The organism is Streptomyces sp. NPDC044044, assembly GCF_056434405.1.
Genome location: NZ_JBWKFG010000011.1, coordinates 38,050 through 54,477, shown reverse-complemented (window position 1 = coordinate 54,477; position 16,428 = coordinate 38,050). Strand labels below are relative to the sequence as shown.

At 70.4% G+C, this 16,428-nt stretch carries 17 protein-coding genes; 10 read left to right on the top strand and 7 right to left on the bottom strand.

All coding sequences use genetic code 11. From position 1 onward, the window contains the following. Positions 1-4 precede the first annotated feature (4 nt). Complete coding sequence (locus AC07AG_RS36255) at positions 5-274, top strand: antitoxin (protein ID WP_478760720.1); 270 nt, start codon at positions 5-7, stop codon at positions 272-274. Positions 275-406: 132 nt separating this feature from the next. On the opposite strand, the gene AC07AG_RS36250 is transcribed toward AC07AG_RS36255, so the two are convergent. Genes AC07AG_RS36250 through miaB form a run of 3 tightly spaced genes read right to left on the bottom strand, consistent with a single transcriptional unit; the run spans position 407 to position 2,994 of the window. After that, complete coding sequence (locus AC07AG_RS36250; protein ID WP_478760719.1) at positions 407-1,120, bottom strand: class III extradiol dioxygenase subunit B-like domain-containing protein; 714 nt, start codon at positions 1,118-1,120, stop codon at positions 407-409. A gap of 20 nt (positions 1,121-1,140) precedes the next feature. Continuing rightward, on the bottom strand, positions 1,141-1,425 hold the full coding sequence (locus tag AC07AG_RS36245) for a hypothetical protein (RefSeq protein ID WP_478760718.1): 285 nt from the start codon (positions 1,423-1,425) through the stop codon (positions 1,141-1,143). A gap of 48 nt (positions 1,426-1,473) precedes the next feature. Next, the gene (miaB, locus tag AC07AG_RS36240) at positions 1,474-2,994 is read right to left on the bottom strand and encodes a tRNA (N6-isopentenyl adenosine(37)-C2)-methylthiotransferase MiaB (RefSeq protein ID WP_478760717.1); all 1,521 of its coding nucleotides are present in this window, start codon (positions 2,992-2,994) and stop codon (positions 1,474-1,476) included. An 86-nt stretch (positions 2,995-3,080) separates the two neighbouring features. Here miaB and AC07AG_RS36235 point away from each other — a divergent pair, with 86 nt between their 5' ends. Further along, positions 3,081-4,076 carry a TAXI family TRAP transporter solute-binding subunit gene (locus AC07AG_RS36235; protein ID WP_478760716.1) on the top strand — a complete coding sequence of 332 codons (996 nt, stop codon included), beginning with the start codon at positions 3,081-3,083 and terminating at the stop codon, positions 4,074-4,076. Positions 4,077-4,120: 44 nt separating this feature from the next. Here the strand turns inward: AC07AG_RS36235 and AC07AG_RS36230 are convergent, their stop codons facing one another. Beyond that, complete coding sequence (locus AC07AG_RS36230; RefSeq protein ID WP_478760714.1) at positions 4,121-5,536, bottom strand: sensor histidine kinase; 1,416 nt, start codon at positions 5,534-5,536, stop codon at positions 4,121-4,123. 16 nt (positions 5,537-5,552) lie between these two features. Then, a complete protein-coding gene (locus AC07AG_RS36225) occupies positions 5,553-6,242 on the bottom strand; it encodes a response regulator transcription factor (RefSeq protein ID WP_249587342.1) in 690 nt (229 codons plus the stop codon). Between the two features lie 287 nt (positions 6,243-6,529). On the opposite strand from AC07AG_RS36225, the gene AC07AG_RS36220 reads away from it, so the two are divergent. The 8 genes from AC07AG_RS36220 to AC07AG_RS36185 all read left to right on the top strand — a co-directional run bounded on the left by AC07AG_RS36220 (position 6,530) and on the right by AC07AG_RS36185 (position 12,954). Then, positions 6,530-7,309, top strand: a complete 780-nt coding sequence (locus tag AC07AG_RS36220) for an amino acid ABC transporter ATP-binding protein (protein WP_160507590.1) — start codon at positions 6,530-6,532, stop codon at positions 7,307-7,309. A gap of 56 nt (positions 7,310-7,365) precedes the next feature. Then, on the top strand, positions 7,366-8,199 hold the full coding sequence (locus AC07AG_RS36215) for a glutamate ABC transporter substrate-binding protein (protein ID WP_478760712.1): 834 nt from the start codon (positions 7,366-7,368) through the stop codon (positions 8,197-8,199). A gap of 113 nt (positions 8,200-8,312) precedes the next feature. Continuing rightward, positions 8,313-8,981, top strand: a complete 669-nt coding sequence (locus AC07AG_RS36210) for an amino acid ABC transporter permease (protein ID WP_478760710.1) — start codon at positions 8,313-8,315, stop codon at positions 8,979-8,981. Further along, on the top strand, positions 8,978-9,922 hold the full coding sequence (locus AC07AG_RS36205) for an amino acid ABC transporter permease (RefSeq protein ID WP_478760709.1): 945 nt from the start codon (positions 8,978-8,980) through the stop codon (positions 9,920-9,922). Before AC07AG_RS36210 ends, AC07AG_RS36205 begins: the two co-directional genes overlap by 4 nt. Positions 9,923-10,139: 217 nt before the next feature. Further along, positions 10,140-11,783 carry an FAD-dependent monooxygenase gene (locus AC07AG_RS36200; protein WP_478760708.1) on the top strand — a complete coding sequence of 548 codons (1,644 nt, stop codon included), beginning with the start codon at positions 10,140-10,142 and terminating at the stop codon, positions 11,781-11,783. 2 nt (positions 11,784-11,785) lie between these two features. Next, on the top strand, positions 11,786-11,917 hold the full coding sequence (locus AC07AG_RS36195; protein WP_478760706.1) for a putative leader peptide: 132 nt from the start codon (positions 11,786-11,788) through the stop codon (positions 11,915-11,917). Between the two features lie 75 nt (positions 11,918-11,992). Then, positions 11,993-12,553, top strand: coding sequence for a cupin domain-containing protein (locus tag AC07AG_RS36190; protein WP_478760704.1), 561 nt, complete (start codon positions 11,993-11,995; stop codon positions 12,551-12,553). Then, on the top strand, positions 12,550-12,954 hold the full coding sequence (locus AC07AG_RS36185; protein ID WP_478760703.1) for a rhodanese-like domain-containing protein: 405 nt from the start codon (positions 12,550-12,552) through the stop codon (positions 12,952-12,954). The genes AC07AG_RS36190 and AC07AG_RS36185 overlap by 4 nt, the downstream gene beginning before the upstream one ends. Before the next feature lie 67 nt (positions 12,955-13,021). Here the strand turns inward: AC07AG_RS36185 and AC07AG_RS36180 are convergent, their stop codons facing one another. Together AC07AG_RS36180 and AC07AG_RS36175 are read right to left on the bottom strand one after the other, a co-directional pair. Continuing rightward, positions 13,022-15,565, bottom strand: coding sequence for an FtsX-like permease family protein (locus tag AC07AG_RS36180; RefSeq protein ID WP_478760702.1), 2,544 nt, complete (start codon positions 15,563-15,565; stop codon positions 13,022-13,024). Then, positions 15,562-16,251, bottom strand: a complete 690-nt coding sequence (locus AC07AG_RS36175; RefSeq protein ID WP_478760701.1) for an ArsR/SmtB family transcription factor — start codon at positions 16,249-16,251, stop codon at positions 15,562-15,564. The genes AC07AG_RS36180 and AC07AG_RS36175 overlap by 4 nt, the downstream gene beginning before the upstream one ends. Positions 16,252-16,428 lie beyond the last annotated feature (177 nt).

Sequence of the window (16,428 nt, the reverse complement as noted above, 5' to 3'; positions counted from 1 at the left end):
ACCGATGGGCTTCCTGCAGAGCCTGAAAGACAAGCTCGCCCCGGCGAAGGACAAGGTCGCGGGCCTCGCGCAGCAGCACGGGGACAAGATCGACCAAGGTCTCGACAAGGCCGCCAAGGTGGTCGACGACAAGACCAAGGGCAAGTACAGCGACAAGATCCAGACGGGTACGGGCAAGGCGAAGGATGCCGTGGACCGCCTCGCCGGGACGCCTGACGCGGGCACGGACAAGGGCGGCGGCACCGCCCCTCCGACGCCCCCGACGGCGCCCTGAAGCACCGGCTGAACGACACCGGCGGACGGCCGTGGAGCACCACCGGCTCCACGGCCGTCGCCGTGCGTCGGCCGCGTGCGCGGTACGGACCGCTCCGGCCCGACCAGACCCCCTCCAGGACCGCTAGGACCGCTAGGACCAGGCGGCCACGAAATACCCGACGCCGTACGGAGCGTCCTCGTAGAGCAGCTCGCCGCTCAGGCCCGCGCCCTCGGCCGCGCCCGCGAGCACCTGCCACGGCGCCCGGCCCGCCGCCTTCAGTTCGTACGCCAGCTCCTCGTCCAGCGCCTTGAGCGCCGCCACGTCCGCGGCCCCCAGCGCACGGGCGATCTCCGCGTCGAACCCGGCGGCCCGCTCGTCCAGATACCCCGGCGCCTTCAGCGTGCGGCACGCGCTGGCGTCGCCCATCACCAGCAGGGCCACCCGGTCGGCCCGCGCCGCGATCTCCCCTCCGACTTGAATACACCGCTCGGCCGCCAGAGGTTCCCCCACCCCGAGCCCTTCCAGCGGGGCCGCCGACCACTCCGTACGGTCGAGCAGCCAGGCGGCGACGGCGAGCGAGGTCGGAAGCCCGCCCTCGGCCGCATCGCCGCCGGAGCGTCCAAGGCGTACGTCGAGGTCCACGCCGAAGCCGCGGAAGGACCCACGGGCGCCCTGCGGATGCGGACCACGGCCACTCTGCTCGGCCGGGCCGACCACGACGAGCCGGTCGGGCCGCGAGGCGGCGAGCACCCCGATGGCGTCCGTGCACGCGGCGCGCGCGGCGTCCAGTTCGGGGGCGGCGCCCGCTGCGACCTCGGGGACGAGCAGGGGCGGGCAGGGGCAGACGGCTGCGGCGACAAGCATGATCCGCAGCGTAATGCCCGCTAATACGTGATCGGGCCCGAGTCCCACTCCAGCTCGGAGATCGAGAAGCGGTACGGGAAGGAGCCACCGGACGAGCCGTCGCCGATCACCATCCAGCCGTCGGACGTGCGGTAGCGCCGCATCCGTACGGGATGGCGCGGGTGCTTGGGGCGGTACAGGCGGACGAACTCCGCGAACCGCTGCACCGCCTCCTCGTGCGTGCCGTCCACCGTGGCCATCTGCTCGAACAGATGCCACGCCCCCGGCCCTGGAGGGTTCTCCATCATCAGCGCCCAGCGCGCCATCGGCCCGTCCCCCGTGTGTCCGTCGCCGTCCGTCGCCCGCCGCCCCGGTCAGCCGAGCGCGCACCCGCCGGTGGTGGCCACCGGAAGCGGCTCGGGGGCGCCCACCTGCGGCAGTCCGAGCATCACGCCTGCGGGCTTGGCCGCCGCCTCGGTGTTGCGCTTCTCCCAGGCGTCACCCGCGCGCGTGGGGCGCACGTTCAGGACGGCCCCCTCGGCGAGCAGGTGGTGCGGCGCCGCATAGGTGATCTCCACCGTCACGACGTCGCCGGGGCGGACCTCGGCGTCCGGCTTGGTGAAGTGGACCAGGCGGTTGTCGGGGGCACGGCCGGAGAGGCGGTGGGTGGCACCGTCCTTGCGGCCCTCGCCCTCGGCGACCATCAGGTCGAGGGTCCTGCCGACCTGCTTCTTGTTCTCGTCCCAGGCGATCTCCTCCTGGAGAGCGGACAGACGCATGTAGCGCGCCTGCACGACCTCCTTGGGGATCTGCCCCTCCATGGTCGCCGCGGGCGTACCGGGACGCTTGGAGTACTGGAAGGTGAAGGCGTTGGCGAAGCGTGCCTCGCGGACCACGTGCATCGTCTGCTCGAAGTCCTCCTCGGTCTCCCCGGGGAAGCCGACGATGATGTCGGTGGTGATCGCGGCCTCGGGCATGGCGGCGCGGACCTTCTCGATGATCCCGAGGAAGCGGTCCTGGCGGTACGAGCGGCGCATCGCCTTCAGGACCGTGTCCGAGCCCGACTGGAGCGGCATGTGCAGCTGCGGCATCACGTTCGGGGTCTCGGCCATGGCGGCGATCACGTCGTCCGTGAAGTCGCGCGGGTGCGGGGACGTGAAGCGCACGCGCTCCAGGCCCTCGATCTTCCCGCAGGCCCGCAGGAGCTTGCTGAAGGCCTCGCGGTCACCGATGTCCGAGCCGTACGCGTTCACGTTCTGGCCGAGCAGGGTGATCTCGGAGACGCCCTCGGCGACGAGCGCCTCGATCTCGGCGAGGATGTCGCCGGTCCTGCGGTCCTTCTCCTTGCCGCGCAGGGCGGGCACGATGCAGAACGTGCAGGTGTTGTTGCAGCCCACGGAGATGGAGACCCACGCCGCGTACGCGCTCTCGCGGCGCGTGGGCAGCGTCGAGGGGAACGCCTCCAGGGACTCGGCGATCTCGACCTGCGCCTCTTCCTGGACGCGGGCCCGCTCCAGGAGCACCGGCAGCTTGCCGATGTTGTGGGTGCCGAAGACGACGTCCACCCAGGGCGCCTTCTTGACGATGGTGTCGCGGTCCTTCTGGGCCAGGCAGCCGCCGACGGCGATCTGCATGCCGGGCCGCTTGGTCTTCATCGGCGCCAGGCGGCCGAGGTTCCCGTACAGACGGTTGTCGGCGTTCTCCCGCACGGCGCACGTGTTGAAGACCACCACGTCGGCGTCGCCGTCCGAGCCCTCGGGCGCGCGTTCGTATCCGGCGCCCTCGAGGAGACCGGAGAGGCGCTCCGAATCGTGGACGTTCATCTGGCACCCGTAAGTGCGTACCTCGTACGTTCCTTTGACGCCCACTGCCTGTCCCCGGTCTCCGCTGCTCATGTGACAAGGGTAGGCGGTCCGGGAAGTGTCCCCGCCGGGAGCTCGGCCCTGGCCATGACAGCGAGTGGCCTGGCAGGATCGCGCGCATGCTCCAGGCACTCCCCCACCTCAGCAGGCGCCGCGCACTCCAGGGTGCGGCGGCCGCCCTCGTGGTCTTCGGACTCCTGATGTGGTGGCTCCTCCCGGTGGGCGACGACTCCCCGAAGGGCCGGATGACGTTCAGTACGGGCGTGAAGAACGCGGTGTACGAGCGGTACGGCAAGCTCCTGCGGACCGCGGCCTCCCATGACATGCCGGACGTCGACATGGAGCTGCTCAACAGCGAGGGGTCGCAGCAGAACGTCGAGCGGGTGGCCACGGGGAAGGCCGATTTCACCATCGCCGCCGCCGACGCCGTCGAGAAGTACCGCCTGGAGGGGCGCACGGGCGCGGACCGGCTGCGGGGCTGCGCGCGGCTGTACGACGACTACGTACAGCTCGTCGTCCGGCGCTCGTCCGACATCGACAAGCCCCAGGAACTGCGGGGCAAGAAGGTGGCCGTCGGGCAGCCTCGCTCGGGCGTGCGGCTGATAGCGGACCGGGTGCTCAAGGCCGCGGGTCTCGATCCGGGGAAGGACCTGACACCGGTGGACTCCGGCATCGACACGGCGCCCGATCTCCTCAAGAAGGGCGACATCGACGCCTTCTTCTGGTCGGGCGGGCTGCCGACCACCACCGTGCGGGAGTTCTCCGAGGAGTTCGACATCCGTCTCGTGCCGCTCGGCACCCTCGTGGACGCGCTGCACAAGCAGGGCGGAGCCTCCCGCTACTACCGGGCTGCCGTGATGCCCGCCGACGCCTATCCCGACGCCCAGCAGAACGACGCCGTACCGACCCTGGCCGTGGCGAACCTCCTGGTGACCACGGACCGGGCGGACCCGAAGCTGACCGAGGGACTGACCCGCACGGTGATCGACAGCCGTGACCACATCGGTGACAAGGTGCACGCGGCCCAGCTGGTGGACCTGCGGACGGCGCTCTACACGGATCCGCTCGCCCTGCACAAGGGCGCGCGCCGCTACTACCAGTCGGTCAAGCCGTAGCCGTCGGCGCGTTCAGCCGTCCCGCGTCGGACGCCGTCAGGCCGTCAGGCCGTGGGGCCGGGTTCCCCGCGCGGGACGCAGACGGTCACCCGCAGTCCGTGCGGCTCGTGCTGCGCGTACGTGATGGAGCCCCCGCCCGCGGTGAGCAGGGCCCGCGAGATCGACAGGCCAAGGCCCGAGCCCTTCACGTTCTGATGGCGGTTGCTGCGCCAGAAGCGGTCGCCGATGCGGGCGAGTTCGTCCTCCGTGAGGCCGGGGCCGCCATCCGTGATCACTATGGTCGTCCGCTCGCCGCTCCAGGAGACCTCCACGCGCACCTCCTCGCCCTCGGGCGTGAACTTGAGGGCGTTGTCGACCACCGCGTCCAGGGCGCTGGACAGCGCGACCGGGTCGGCCCAGCCGGTGGTCGCCGGGCAGGAGTCCGTCAGCCGCACCCCGCGCTCCTCGGCGAGCGGCCGCCAGGCTCCGACCCGTTCGGCCATCAGCGCACCGATGTCGGTGAGCTGCAGATCGGCGGCCGTGTGCTCGGCCAGCGCGAGGCCGAGGAGGTCGTCGAGGACCTGGGCGAGGCGCTTGCCCTCGGTGCGCACGGAGGCGATCTCCTCGTTCCCCTCGGGCAGTTCGAGGGCGAGCAGCTCGATGCGGAGCAGCAGCGCGGAGAGCGGGTTGCGCAGTTGGTGCGAGGCGTCGGCGACGAAGGCCCGCTGCTGCTCGAGCACGTCCTGGACGTTGTCGGCCATCTCGTTGAACGACCGGGCGAGACGCCTGAGTTCCGGCGGTCCGCCCGCGGCCGCCACCCGCGATTTCAGGCGCCCGGTCGCTATGTCGTGCGTGGTCGCGTCCAGGACCCGTACCGGGCGCAGCACCCAGCCGGTGAGACGCAGCGCGGCACCCACGGCGAGCAGCATCGCGGCCGACTCGCCGGCACCGATGAGCAGCCATCCCTGCAGCGTCTTCGACCGCATGCGTCCGGTGGGCGACTCGGTGACGACGACGGCGACGACGTCCCCGTCCCTGATCACCGGAGAGGCGACGACGAGCCGTCCGCGCTGCCAGGGCCACACTTGACGCGGATCGTGGCTTCCACGGGACCTGAGGGCCTCCTCGAAGGCCTCCCGCACCTCGGCGCCCCTGGGGGGCAGGAACCAGTCCCCGGGCGCGTGAGCCATGGGCTCACGGTCCCGGAAGAAGACGCCCGCCTTGATCCCGTAGACCTCGTGGTAGTAGTCGAGTTCGGTCTGGAGGGTTTCGCGCCGTTCGTCCTTGTCCCGCAGCCGTGATCCCGTGGGGCGTTTCGTGACGAACTGCGCGAGCGACGCGAACCGCGCCGTGTCGTCGATCCGGTCGACGACCACCTTCTGCTGCTGCGCCGCCGCCACGCTCACCGCGAGCGGGAAGCCGAGCGCGAGCAGCACACCCGCCATGAGGACGATGAGCAGCGGGAGGAGGCGAGAGCGCACCTGACCTCGCTACTCGCTACGCGGCCGGGGCGACGAGCCGGTAGCCCACGCCCCGCACGGTCTCGATCAGGGCCGGCATGTGCAACTTGGAGCGCAGGGAAGCGACATGCACCTCAAGGGTGCGTCCCGTCCCCTCCCAGCTGGTGCGCCACACCTCGCTGATGATCTGCTCCCGGCGGAACACCACGCCGGGCCGCTGCGCGAGGAGGGCGAGCAGGTCGAACTCCTTGCGAGTCAGCTGGACCGTCGAACCGTCCACACTGACCTGGCGGGTGGGCAGTTCGATGCGTACGGAGCCGAGGCGCAGCTCGCTGTCCGCGGGCCCCTCGGCGGCGCCGGACGGGGGCCGCCGGATGACCGCGTGGATGCGGGCGATGAGCTCACCGGTGTCGTACGGCTTCACCACGTAGTCATCGGCCCCGAGATTCAGGCCGTGGATCCGGGAGCGCACATCGGCACGCGCCGTCACCATGATCACGGGCGTGGAACCGCGCTTGCGGATCTTTCCGCACACTTCGTAGCCGTCCTGATCCGGCAGCCCCAGATCGAGGAGCACGACTCCGAAGGGCGCCGTCTCGCCGGGCAGCAGGGCCTGCAGCGCTTCCTCGCCGCTGCGGGCGTGCACGACGTCGAAGCCGTGCCTGGCCAGGACCGCGGACAGGGCGGCGGCCACGTGATCGTCGTCCTCGACGAGGAGCAGTCTCATACGGGCCCCCTCCGGTTCATCGGTCGTTCCGTTCGCGCTCGCCGTCGGCCGGTATGCGCGCGTGCACAGGCATCAAGGCATCCACGCCGATGGATAAGGACCGCGTCAAGAGGGTTCGGGTCACGGACACGTTCCGTTATGCAGCCGGTACGCGGTGGGGCGTCCCCTTCACACGGAGTGTCCGGTTGCGGCCGGATCGTTATGCTCAATTTCCCCTCAGATGTAATGACGCTGGTCGCACCGGGTTATTACTGTCCTCCCAACCGAGGAGGATGGAGCAACAAGCCGTGACCGAAGTATCGGTGACCAAGGACGCCATACCGCCCGGGGCGGACGACCTGGTCGTGCTGAAGAACGTCAACAAGCACTTCGGCGCTCTGCACGTCCTCCAGGACATCGACCTGACCATCACCCGCGGTGAGGTCGTCGTCGTGATCGGCCCCTCCGGGTCGGGCAAGTCGACACTGTGCCGCGCCATCAACCGCCTGGAGACGGTCGAGTCGGGAGACATCTCGATCGACGGCAAGCCGCTGCCCCAGGAGGGCAAGGAGCTCGCCCGTCTCCGTGCGGACGTGGGCATGGTCTTCCAGTCCTTCAACCTTTTCGCGCACAAGACCGTGCTCGAGAACGTGATGCTGGGCCAGATCAAGGTGCGCAAGACGTCCAAGGCGGAAGCAGAGACAAAGGCACGCGGTCTCCTGGACCGCGTGGGTGTCGCCTCGCAGGCCGACAAGTACCCCGCGCAGCTCTCCGGCGGCCAGCAGCAACGCGTCGCGATCGCCCGCGCGTTGGCCATGGACCCCAAGGTGATGCTCTTCGACGAGCCCACCTCGGCGCTCGACCCGGAGATGATCAACGAGGTTCTGGAGGTCATGCAGCAGCTCGCGCGTGACGGCATGACCATGGTCGTGGTCACGCACGAGATGGGCTTCGCCCGGTCCGCGGCCAACCGCGTCGTCTTCATGGCCGACGGCCGGATCGTCGAAGAGGCCGTGCCGGACCAGTTCTTCAGCAACCCGCGCAGCGACCGGGCCAAGGACTTCCTGTCGAAGATCCTTCACCACTGACGCGTCGCTCTCCCCTGCGTCTCAACCCTCTTCTGCCGAAACAAAGGATGTTCACCATGAAGGCTCGCAAAGTCACCGCGGCGGCCGCCGTAGTCCTCGCGCTCTCCGTCTCCGCCACGGCTTGCGGCTCGGACGACAAGGACGACAAGGGTTCCGGTGGTGGCAAGAAGATCACCATCGGCATCAAGTTCGACCAGCCGGGTGTCGGCCTGAAGACGCCGGACGGCTACACCGGCTTCGACGTCGATGTCGCGACCTACGTCGCCAAGGAGCTCGGCTACAAGGCCGGGGACATCGAGTGGAAGGAAACCCCCAGCGCGGACCGCGAGACCGCCCTGCAGCGTGGTGACGTGAAGTTCATCGCGGCGTCGTACTCCATCAACGACGAGCGCAAGGAGAAGGTCGACTTCGCCGGCCCGTACCTCCTTGCCCACCAGGACCTGCTGGTCCGCTCCGATGACAAGATCACCAAGGGCACGGACCTCAACGGCAAGAAGCTCTGCTCGGTCACCGGCTCCACCTCGGCGCAGAACGTCAAGAAGGAGATCGCCCCGAAGGCGCAGCTGCGCGAGTACGGCACGTACTCCGAGTGCATCGACGGACTGGGCAGCGGCGCCGTCGACGCGCTGACCACGGACGACTCGATCCTCGCCGGCTACGCGGCGCAGGAGCAGTACAAGGGCAAGTACAAGCTCGCCGGCCTGAAGCTGACCAACGAGAACTACGGCATCGGCATCAAGAAGGGCGACTCCAAGCTCGAGGACCAGATCAACAAGGCCCTCGAGAAGATGGTCAAGGACAAGTCCTGGGACGCGGCCGTCAAGAAGAACTTCGGCCCGGCCAACTACAAGAACGAGCCCGCCCCGAAGATCGGCGACATCGTCAAGTGACCTCGTGCGAGCGGCTCCTGAAGCCGTTCCACTGACAGGGCACACGCCGGTACGCCGCCGCCCGAGCGCGGCGGCGTACCTCGCCATCACCACATGCGAGAGCGCGGGAGATCGTGTTCGACTTTCTTGAAGACTACGACTTGCTCGAGGCCTTCTGGATGACGGTGAAGCTCACCGTCTTCGCAGGCATCGGTTCCTTGGTCTGGGGCACTCTGCTGGCCGCCATGCGGGTCAGCCCGGTTCCGGTCATGCGCTGGTTCGGTACCGCATACGTCAACATCGTGCGGAACATCCCGCTGACCGTCATCATCGTGTTCAGCTCGCTCGGGCTCGCCGACGTCTTCGGCATCACCCTGGGCGCGTCCGACGACGTCGCCGTCATGAGCTTCCGTCTCGCGGTGCTCGGACTCGGCGCCTACACGGCGGCGTTCGTGTGCGAGGCGGTGCGGTCCGGCATCAACACGGTGCCGCTGGGCCAGGCGGAAGCCGCACGCGCACTCGGGCTGAGCTTCAGCCAGGTCCTCGGTCTCATCGTGCTGCCGCAGGCCTTCCGCTCGGTGATCGGCCCCCTCACCAACGTACTGATCGCCCTGACCAAGAACACCACGGTCGCAGCGGCCATCGGTGTGGCGGAAGCGGCTCTGCTGATGAAGGAAATGATCGAGAATGAGGCGCAGTTGTTCCTCATCGCCGGGATATTCGCCTTCGGGTTCGTGGTGCTGACCCTGCCGACGGGCCTCATACTCGGGTGGCTCGGCAAGCGCATGGCGGTGAAGCGATGACCTCCGTCCTCTACGACGCTCCCGGGCCACGCGCCAGACGGCGCAATGTCCTTCTCTCCCTGCTCTTCCTCGTCCTGCTGCTGCTGGGCCTCTGGTGGGCCTGGACCATGATGTCCGACAAGGGGCAGCTGGACTGGGCCAAGTGGGAGCCCTGGCTCGCCGACTCCGAGTCATGGACGACCTATCTGCTGCCAGGCCTCGCGAACACGCTGAAGGCCGCCGGCCTCGCCATGGTGATCGCCCTTCCGCTGGGCGCGCTCTTCGGTATCGCACGGCTCTCCGACCACCGGTGGATCAGGGTTCCCGCCGCTGCGGTCGTCGAGTTCTTCCGCGCGATCCCGGTGCTGATCCTGATGGTCTTCGCCAACCAGTTCTACTCGTCGTCCACGGACATCAGCGTCGACTCACGCCCGATGTACGCGGTCGTCACCGGCCTGGTGCTCTACAACGCCTCGGTGCTCGCCGAGATCGTGCGAGCGGGCATCCTGTCGCTGCCCAAGGGCCAGACAGAGGCGGCCAAGGCGATCGGCCTGCGCAAGGGCCAGACGATGACGAGCGTGCTGCTGCCGCAGTCCGTGACCGCGATGCTTCCGGCACTCGTCAGCCAGCTCGTCGTCATCGTGAAGGACACCGCACTCGGTGGCGCGATGCTCAGCTTCGCCGAGCTGCTCAGCGCGCGGAAGACGGCGGCGTCGTACTACGCGAGCGTCATCCCCAGCTTCATCGTGGTCGCGGTGGTCTACATCGTGCTGAACCTGATTCTCACCAGCCTGGCGTCCTGGCTCGAACGCCGCATGCGGCGGTCCAAGAAGAGCACGGGTGCCGTGGTGGGCCCCGAGGCGCTCGAGAATCTGGAGACGATCGGTCCCAAGACGATCCGTATGGACCGCGGTGAGAACACCGGGGGCGGCGGCGGGGGCGACGGTGGGGGCGGCGGTTAGCAGCCGCCATCCGATCAGCAGGCAGGACAGAAGAAGGAGGCAGCGGCCAACACGCCGCTGCCTCCTTCTTTTGCGGCGCCTCCTCCCGACGTCGTCACTTGACGCAAGCACCGGCAATGGGTTGCATACGTTCTGTGATCGTGCACCGGGCTCCAACTGCCAATTTCTGTACGTACGTCCAGCGCTCCCGGGCCCTCGCGGCAGGAGGGGACGCATTGTGGACCCGGTGATCGTCGTCGGCGCGGGCCCCGTGGGGCTCGCGCTCGCCCTGGCTCTCGCGCGTCACTCCGTTCCCACCGTCGTACTCGACGAAGGGCCGGGCAAGGACGAGCAGCGAGCCGCGCGGACCGTCATCCTGCGGGATGACACCGCGGCCCTCATGGAGCGGCTCACCGGTCACTCGTTCGGCGCCCCGGAATCGGGTGCCCGGTGGAGCGGCTGGCGGTCCCTGCGGCGCAAGCAGCTGATGCGGGAGCTCACGTTCAGTGATGAGGTGCCCGCCCCGCTGCACGTGGCCCAGCACGTCCTGACCGGTGCCCTGCGCGCGGCCATCGCCGATGAGCGCCTCGTCAAGGTCGCCGTGGAGAGCAAGCTCGACTCCCTGGAGCAGGACGCGGGCGGGCTGACCGCCCACACGCGCGGGCCCAAGGACACCTGGTGGCGCGGCAGTTATCTGGTGGGCTGCGACGGGCCGCGGTCGACGGTGCGCAAGCTCCTCGACATCCGCTTCCCGGGACGTACGGCCGTCGAACGACACGCCGTGGCCGCGCTGCGCACGGAACTTCCCAGGCCCGGCGAGGCGTTGTTGCATCGCATGCCTCCGTGGCGCCACGGAGGCGCCGAGGTGACGGGCCGTCCGCTCGCCGGCGGGGTGTGGCGGCTCGACTGGCTGCTGCCGCCACGCGGCGAGCTCGTGACGCCCGACGCCCTCGTGGTGCGCATCCGCGAGACCCTCGCGGGCTGGTGCGGGGGCTCCACACCGCCGTACGAACTGCTCGACACGGGCGTGCACACCGTCCACCACCGTCTGGCCCGCCGCTGGCGCGTCGGCCGTGCCTTCCTCGCGGGCGACGCCGCGCATCTGCTCGGGGCGCTCGGTACGCAGGGGCTCGACGAGGGCCTGCGGGACGTGGACAACCTCGCCTGGAAGCTGGCCCTGGCCTGGCACCACGGCGCGCGGGACGCCCTGCTCGACAGCTACCAGGCCGAGCGCCGGGCCGGGGTCGCCGCGCGCCTGCGCGCCGCCGACCAGTCGCTGCCGATACTGCGGGGCGGCGGAGGCCTGCGCTCGTACGTGCCGGGGTCGGCGCGCGGGCACGACATGCTCCTCACCGACGGCCATGTGGGACGGGGGCCGCTCGGCGCGCCCGCATCGTATGCGGAGTCGCCGCTGGCGCCCGCGCCCTCCGAGTCCGAGGTGGCGGTCGCCACGGAGCCGGGAGCTCCGGTGGCCGATGTGCCGGTCACGGCGCCCGATGGTTCCCTCGTGCGGCTGCGCGACCGGCTCGGCCTGGGGCAGCTGCTCGTCGTCCTCGTCGCGCCCGGCACGGTGGTGTGGGAGCGGCGGCACTGGGTGACGGCGGGGATCATGCCCCGGCTCGCCGCCGCCGTCACGGCGCTGCCGCACCCGGCGGAACTGCTCGTCGCGGAGAGTTACCCCGGTGCCCCCGCGCACTCGGTGCTGCTCATCCGCCCCGACGGCCACCTGGTCACCGCGCTCGGCGGGGTGCGGCCCGCCGAGCTGTATACGGCGGCCGAGGCGGCTCTCGGCGGGCCGGCACCGAAGCGGCGCGCGGACGACACGAAGAGCACGGAGAAGGTGGAGAGCACGGCCTCTGGGAGCAGGCCGACCACACAGTGAGCATGGGTGGGTTGACCGGCACGCAGCGTCATGGTCTACTCCGAAACGTGACCGACACCGATGTGCGCCTGTGGCGGAGGGTCCATATGGACCTCGTCCGCTATGCGGGCTGCGTGTGTCGCCCGTCCTTCTGAATTCGCCTTCTCCCTCGCGCGCCCGTTCCAACGGGTTGTCGGCGCGCCCTTCCGCGAACTTCCAGGACGGTCCCTGTGTCTGCCTCCGTTTCTCCAGCTGTCCCGACTTCTGCCTCCCCCACGCATGCCTCCACGGCGGTGTCCGCGCCCACCGCCGCCGAGCTTCTCGATTTCGTACGTCGCAGCGCCGCTGACCCCGAGCTCATCGCGTCGCTTCCGCTCGACCCCGAGGGGCGCACCTGGGTGCGCCTCGAAGGACCCGGCGGCAGCGAGGCCTGGCTGATCGGGTGGCCGCCGGGCACCGGCACCGGCTGGCACGACCACGCGGAGTCGGTAGGTGCCTTCCTCACCGCCGCAGGCACCCTCAAGGAGAACTCGCTCGCCGCCCGGCTGCCCACCGACGGCTGGAAGACCCTTGAGTTGTCCGAAGGGGTCGACCGGGAGCGGGAGTTGACGTCCGGCAAGGGCAGGGCGTTCGGCCGGAACCACGTGCATGAGGTCCTGAACGAGTCCACGAGCGAGCACGCCGTCTCCGTGCACGCCTACTATCCGCCGCTGCCGCGCATCCGCCGCTACAGCCGTACGGGCCCTGTCCTGCGCCTCGAGTCCGTGGAACGCCCGGAGGACTGGCAGTGAGTGAGCATCCCGCAGACGTGCGTCCCGTGGGCATCGACGAGTTGCTCGAGCGTGTACGGCTCGACCTCGACCGTGTCACTCCGGAGGAGGCGCGCGACACCGCCGCCGCGGGGGGACTTCTGGTCGACATCCGGTACGCCGCCCTGCGCGAGCGCGACGGACTGATCCCCGGCGCCCTCGTCGTCGAGCGCAACGAGCTGGAATGGCGCCTCGACCCGCAGGGCAGCCACCGTGCCGCCGAGGCCGTCAGCCATGACCTGCGGGTCGTCGTGATCTGCAACGAGGGCTACGCGTCGAGCCTCGCGGCCGTCTCGCTGCGGCAGTTGGGGCTGCGGCACGCGACCGACCTCATCGGCGGGTTCCAGGCGTGGAAGGCCGCCGGGCTTCCTGTCGCGGGGTGAGCACGCGCGCGTGGGCGCCCCTTACCGCCGGATCCGGTAAGGGGCGCCCACCATTGCGCACTGCCTCTTACTCCTTGGCTGTCGCCACCGTGACGGGGCGCGGCCTCAGTGCGACCCGGCCCGGGAGCGCGGTCGCGGTGAGGGCGAGCAGAGCCGCGACGGCCACCACGGAGACGTACACCAGGGGTGTGACCGAGGGCGCGGCGCTGCCGGTCATGCCGATGCTGAAGGCGGTCAGGACGGCGAGCGCGATGCCGCTGCCGATGGCCGTGCCGATGAGCAGGACGGACAGGGCTTCGGTGCGCAGCATGCGCAGGACCTGGCGGCGGCTCGCGCCCGCGAGGCGCAGCATCGCGAACTCACGGATGCGCTCGGAGACGGACATCGCGAGGGTGTTGACGACGGCGATCGCGGTGAAGGCCAGGATGAGGCCCATGGCGAGGTAGTTCACCTCGGCGTTCGCCTGCTGGCGCTCGGCCTGGAGGTTGTCGGCGGCGGCCGGGGCGAGCACCCGCACGCCGGGGAACTTCGCGATGCCCGCCGCGAGTTGTTCCTGTGTACGGTCGCTCTTGATCAGGACCGTGGCGGCGAGCGGGTTGTCGACGTGGCGGGCGACCAGGTCGTGCGCCATGGTCAGATCCCCGAACCCGAGCCCGCGTGCGTACACGGCACTGACCTTGAGCGCGGTCTTCGTGCCGTCGCCGAGCGTGAGCTTCAGAGTGCTGCCGGGCTTCAGGCCGAGCTGGTCGGCGGCCAGTTCGCTGACGGCGACGCTGTCCTTGCCGAAGCCCTTCAGGGATCCGGCGGTGACGTCCGGGTCCCAGGTGCGGGTGAGTCCGGCCGTACTGACGCCCTGCGCCGGGTACTTGTCGAGTCCCACCCGCACGGTGGTGCGGACGACTTCGGTGGCGGCCTCGACGCCTTCGGTCGTACGCAGCTTCTGCGCGGCCTGGGCCGGGACGCCGGGCCCCTGCGCCGCAAGGACCCAGTCGGCGCGGATGCCGTCGCGGGCCTGCGCGCGGGCCGCGTCGCCGAGGGTGGGCTGGACGAACAGGACGGTGCAGGTCATGCCGGTGAGGAGGGCGAGCGGGGTGACGGCTGCCGCCATCCGGGCGGCGTTGCCGCGGAGGTTGGCGTGCGCGAGACGGCCGCCGGGGCCGGAGAGCCGCAGCGGGCCGCGGAGTACGGCGGCCGCGGCCCTGACCACGAGCGGGCCGAGGAGCGCGACGGCGGAGGACAGGACCACAACGGCCAGGAACGTCACGGGAGTCGAAGCGGGCTCGGTGCGCAGCACGCTGAGCACGGCGACCAGTACGGCGCCTCCGGCGAGCACGACGAGACCCGCGACGATGCGGCTCCACGGCGGCCGGGCGCGCTCGACACGTGCTTCGGCGAGGGCCTCGGCCGGGCGGATACGGGCGATGCGGCGTGCCGAGAGGCGGGCCGCGGCCCAGGCTCCGAGCAGTGTCGCGGCCACGGCGGCGAAGAGCGGGAAGACGCTCACGGTCCGCTCCAGGGTGGCGGGGACTGCGCCCATGTCCACGAACTTGCCGTGCAGCCAGCCGCCGAGCGGGATTCCGGCGAGCGAGCCGGTGACGCCCGCGGCCGCTCCGACGATCAGGGCCTCGCGGCCGAGGAGACCCCGGATCTGTTTCGGGGTGGCGGCGATGGCGCGGAGCAGGGCGAGTTCGCGGTGGCGCTGCTGCACGGAGAGGGCGAAGGTGCCGACGACCACGAGGATGGCGACCAGGAGGGAGGTGCCGCCCATCGCGCCGCCCATGCTGACCAGCTTGACGCGGGCGCCCGCCGCGTCGAGGAACTCCACGGGACCACGGTCGTCGCCGGTGCTGACCTGCGCCTTCGTACCGGCGAGAGCCTCTGTGACCGCCTTCTTGAGGTCATCCGTGGCGGTGCCGGTGGTCGGCATGACGCCGAGGGTGGTGATCCGTCCGGGGTGGGCGGCGAGCCGCTCGGCCTCTCCCGCCGAGAAGAAGAGGGACGTCTGGTGGGCGAGGGCGCCTTCGGCGGGGGACGCGACACCGGTGATGCGGTAGGAGCGCGGGGCCTGGGTCGACTGGACGGTGAGACGGTCACCGGTCTTGAGGTGGGCGCGTCCGGCGAAGTCGCGGTCGATGACGAGGTCGCCCGCGGCGCGCGGGGCCTTGCCCTCGACGAGCCGGAAGGGGGTCAGCGCGGCCGACTCCCAGGCGTGGCCGTACGCGGGTCTGTCGGTGAGGTCACCGGCAGCGGGGGTCAACGGTGTGGCGAGGAAGGTGAGTTCGGGCACGACCTTGCCGACGCCGGGCACGTCCTTGAGCTTGTGCGCGATGCCGTCCGACAGCCAGGCACGCTCGGCGATCGGCTTGGCCTTGTGCTTGACCTTGGTCTTGCCCTTCTTGTGCTTGACGGTGGTCTGGTGGACGTTCTGGTCGGCGGAGACGACGACGGGGGCCGCGGCGTAGCGCTCGGTCTGGATGGTGCCTCGCAGGCCGGTCTCCAGGAGGGTGCCGCAGGCCGTGATGAGCGCGGCGGCGCACATCAATGCCAGGAAGGCGCCGAGGAATCCGCCCTTGCGGTCTCGGACTGTCTGCAGTGCGTAGCGCAGCATCATGATGTCGCCTCGGGCTCGGAGGTGGAGTGGGAGGGCAGAGGAGCGTCTGCCGACGCGGGCGCCGGAAAGGCCAGGAGCCGTGTGAGCACGGCGCGGGCGTCGGCCGGGGTCTCGGCGTCGGGGCGCTTGTAGCTGTTGAGCAGGGCGATGTACTTCTCGAAGAACTCGCGCAGTTCGGGGAGCGTCAGCCGGACCGTGCCGCGCGAGTACGCAAACGCGTCGGCCCACTCACCGAGTTCGGCCCCCGCGCCGCCCGCGCCGCGCTGCAACTGCTCGAAGAGCTCCAGGTCGGCGGCGTACGAGAGGTGGTTCAGCTCGTCCATGACGAGCCGCGTCTCGGCGTTCTGCTTGCTGCGGGGCGGGAAGCGCCGGTCGCCGGGGATCGCGCGCCACCAGCGTTCGCGGCCCCGGCCGGTGCCCGCGGTCTCCTCGACGAAGCCGTAGCGGGCGAGCTCGCGCAGGTGGTAGCTGGTGGCCCCGGTGTTCAAGCCGAGCGCCCTGGCGAGCGTCGCGGAGGTGGCCGGGCCGTGCACGGTGAGGTGCTGCAGCATCTGCTGGCGCCGGGGCTGAGCGAGCGCCTTGAGGACGCGGAGGTCGTTCAGCTCCTCGGGGACGCCCTCGGGGACACCCCCGGTTGCGCCGGGTTCCTTCGCGCTGGGTTCCTGCGTGCCGGGTTCCTTAGCCATGCGTACACAGTCGTCTGTGCACAGGTCTCTTTGCAGTGCGGCGGACCGGCGTCTTGGGTAGGGGGTTAACCCCACCCTCCGTGCGGTGAAGGCCAGTTCACGGCTCGCGGAACGCGAAAGGGCCGGGCCGCGGTTCGCGCCGCTTCGCCCGGCCCTGACCTGGGCCCCACCCCCGCG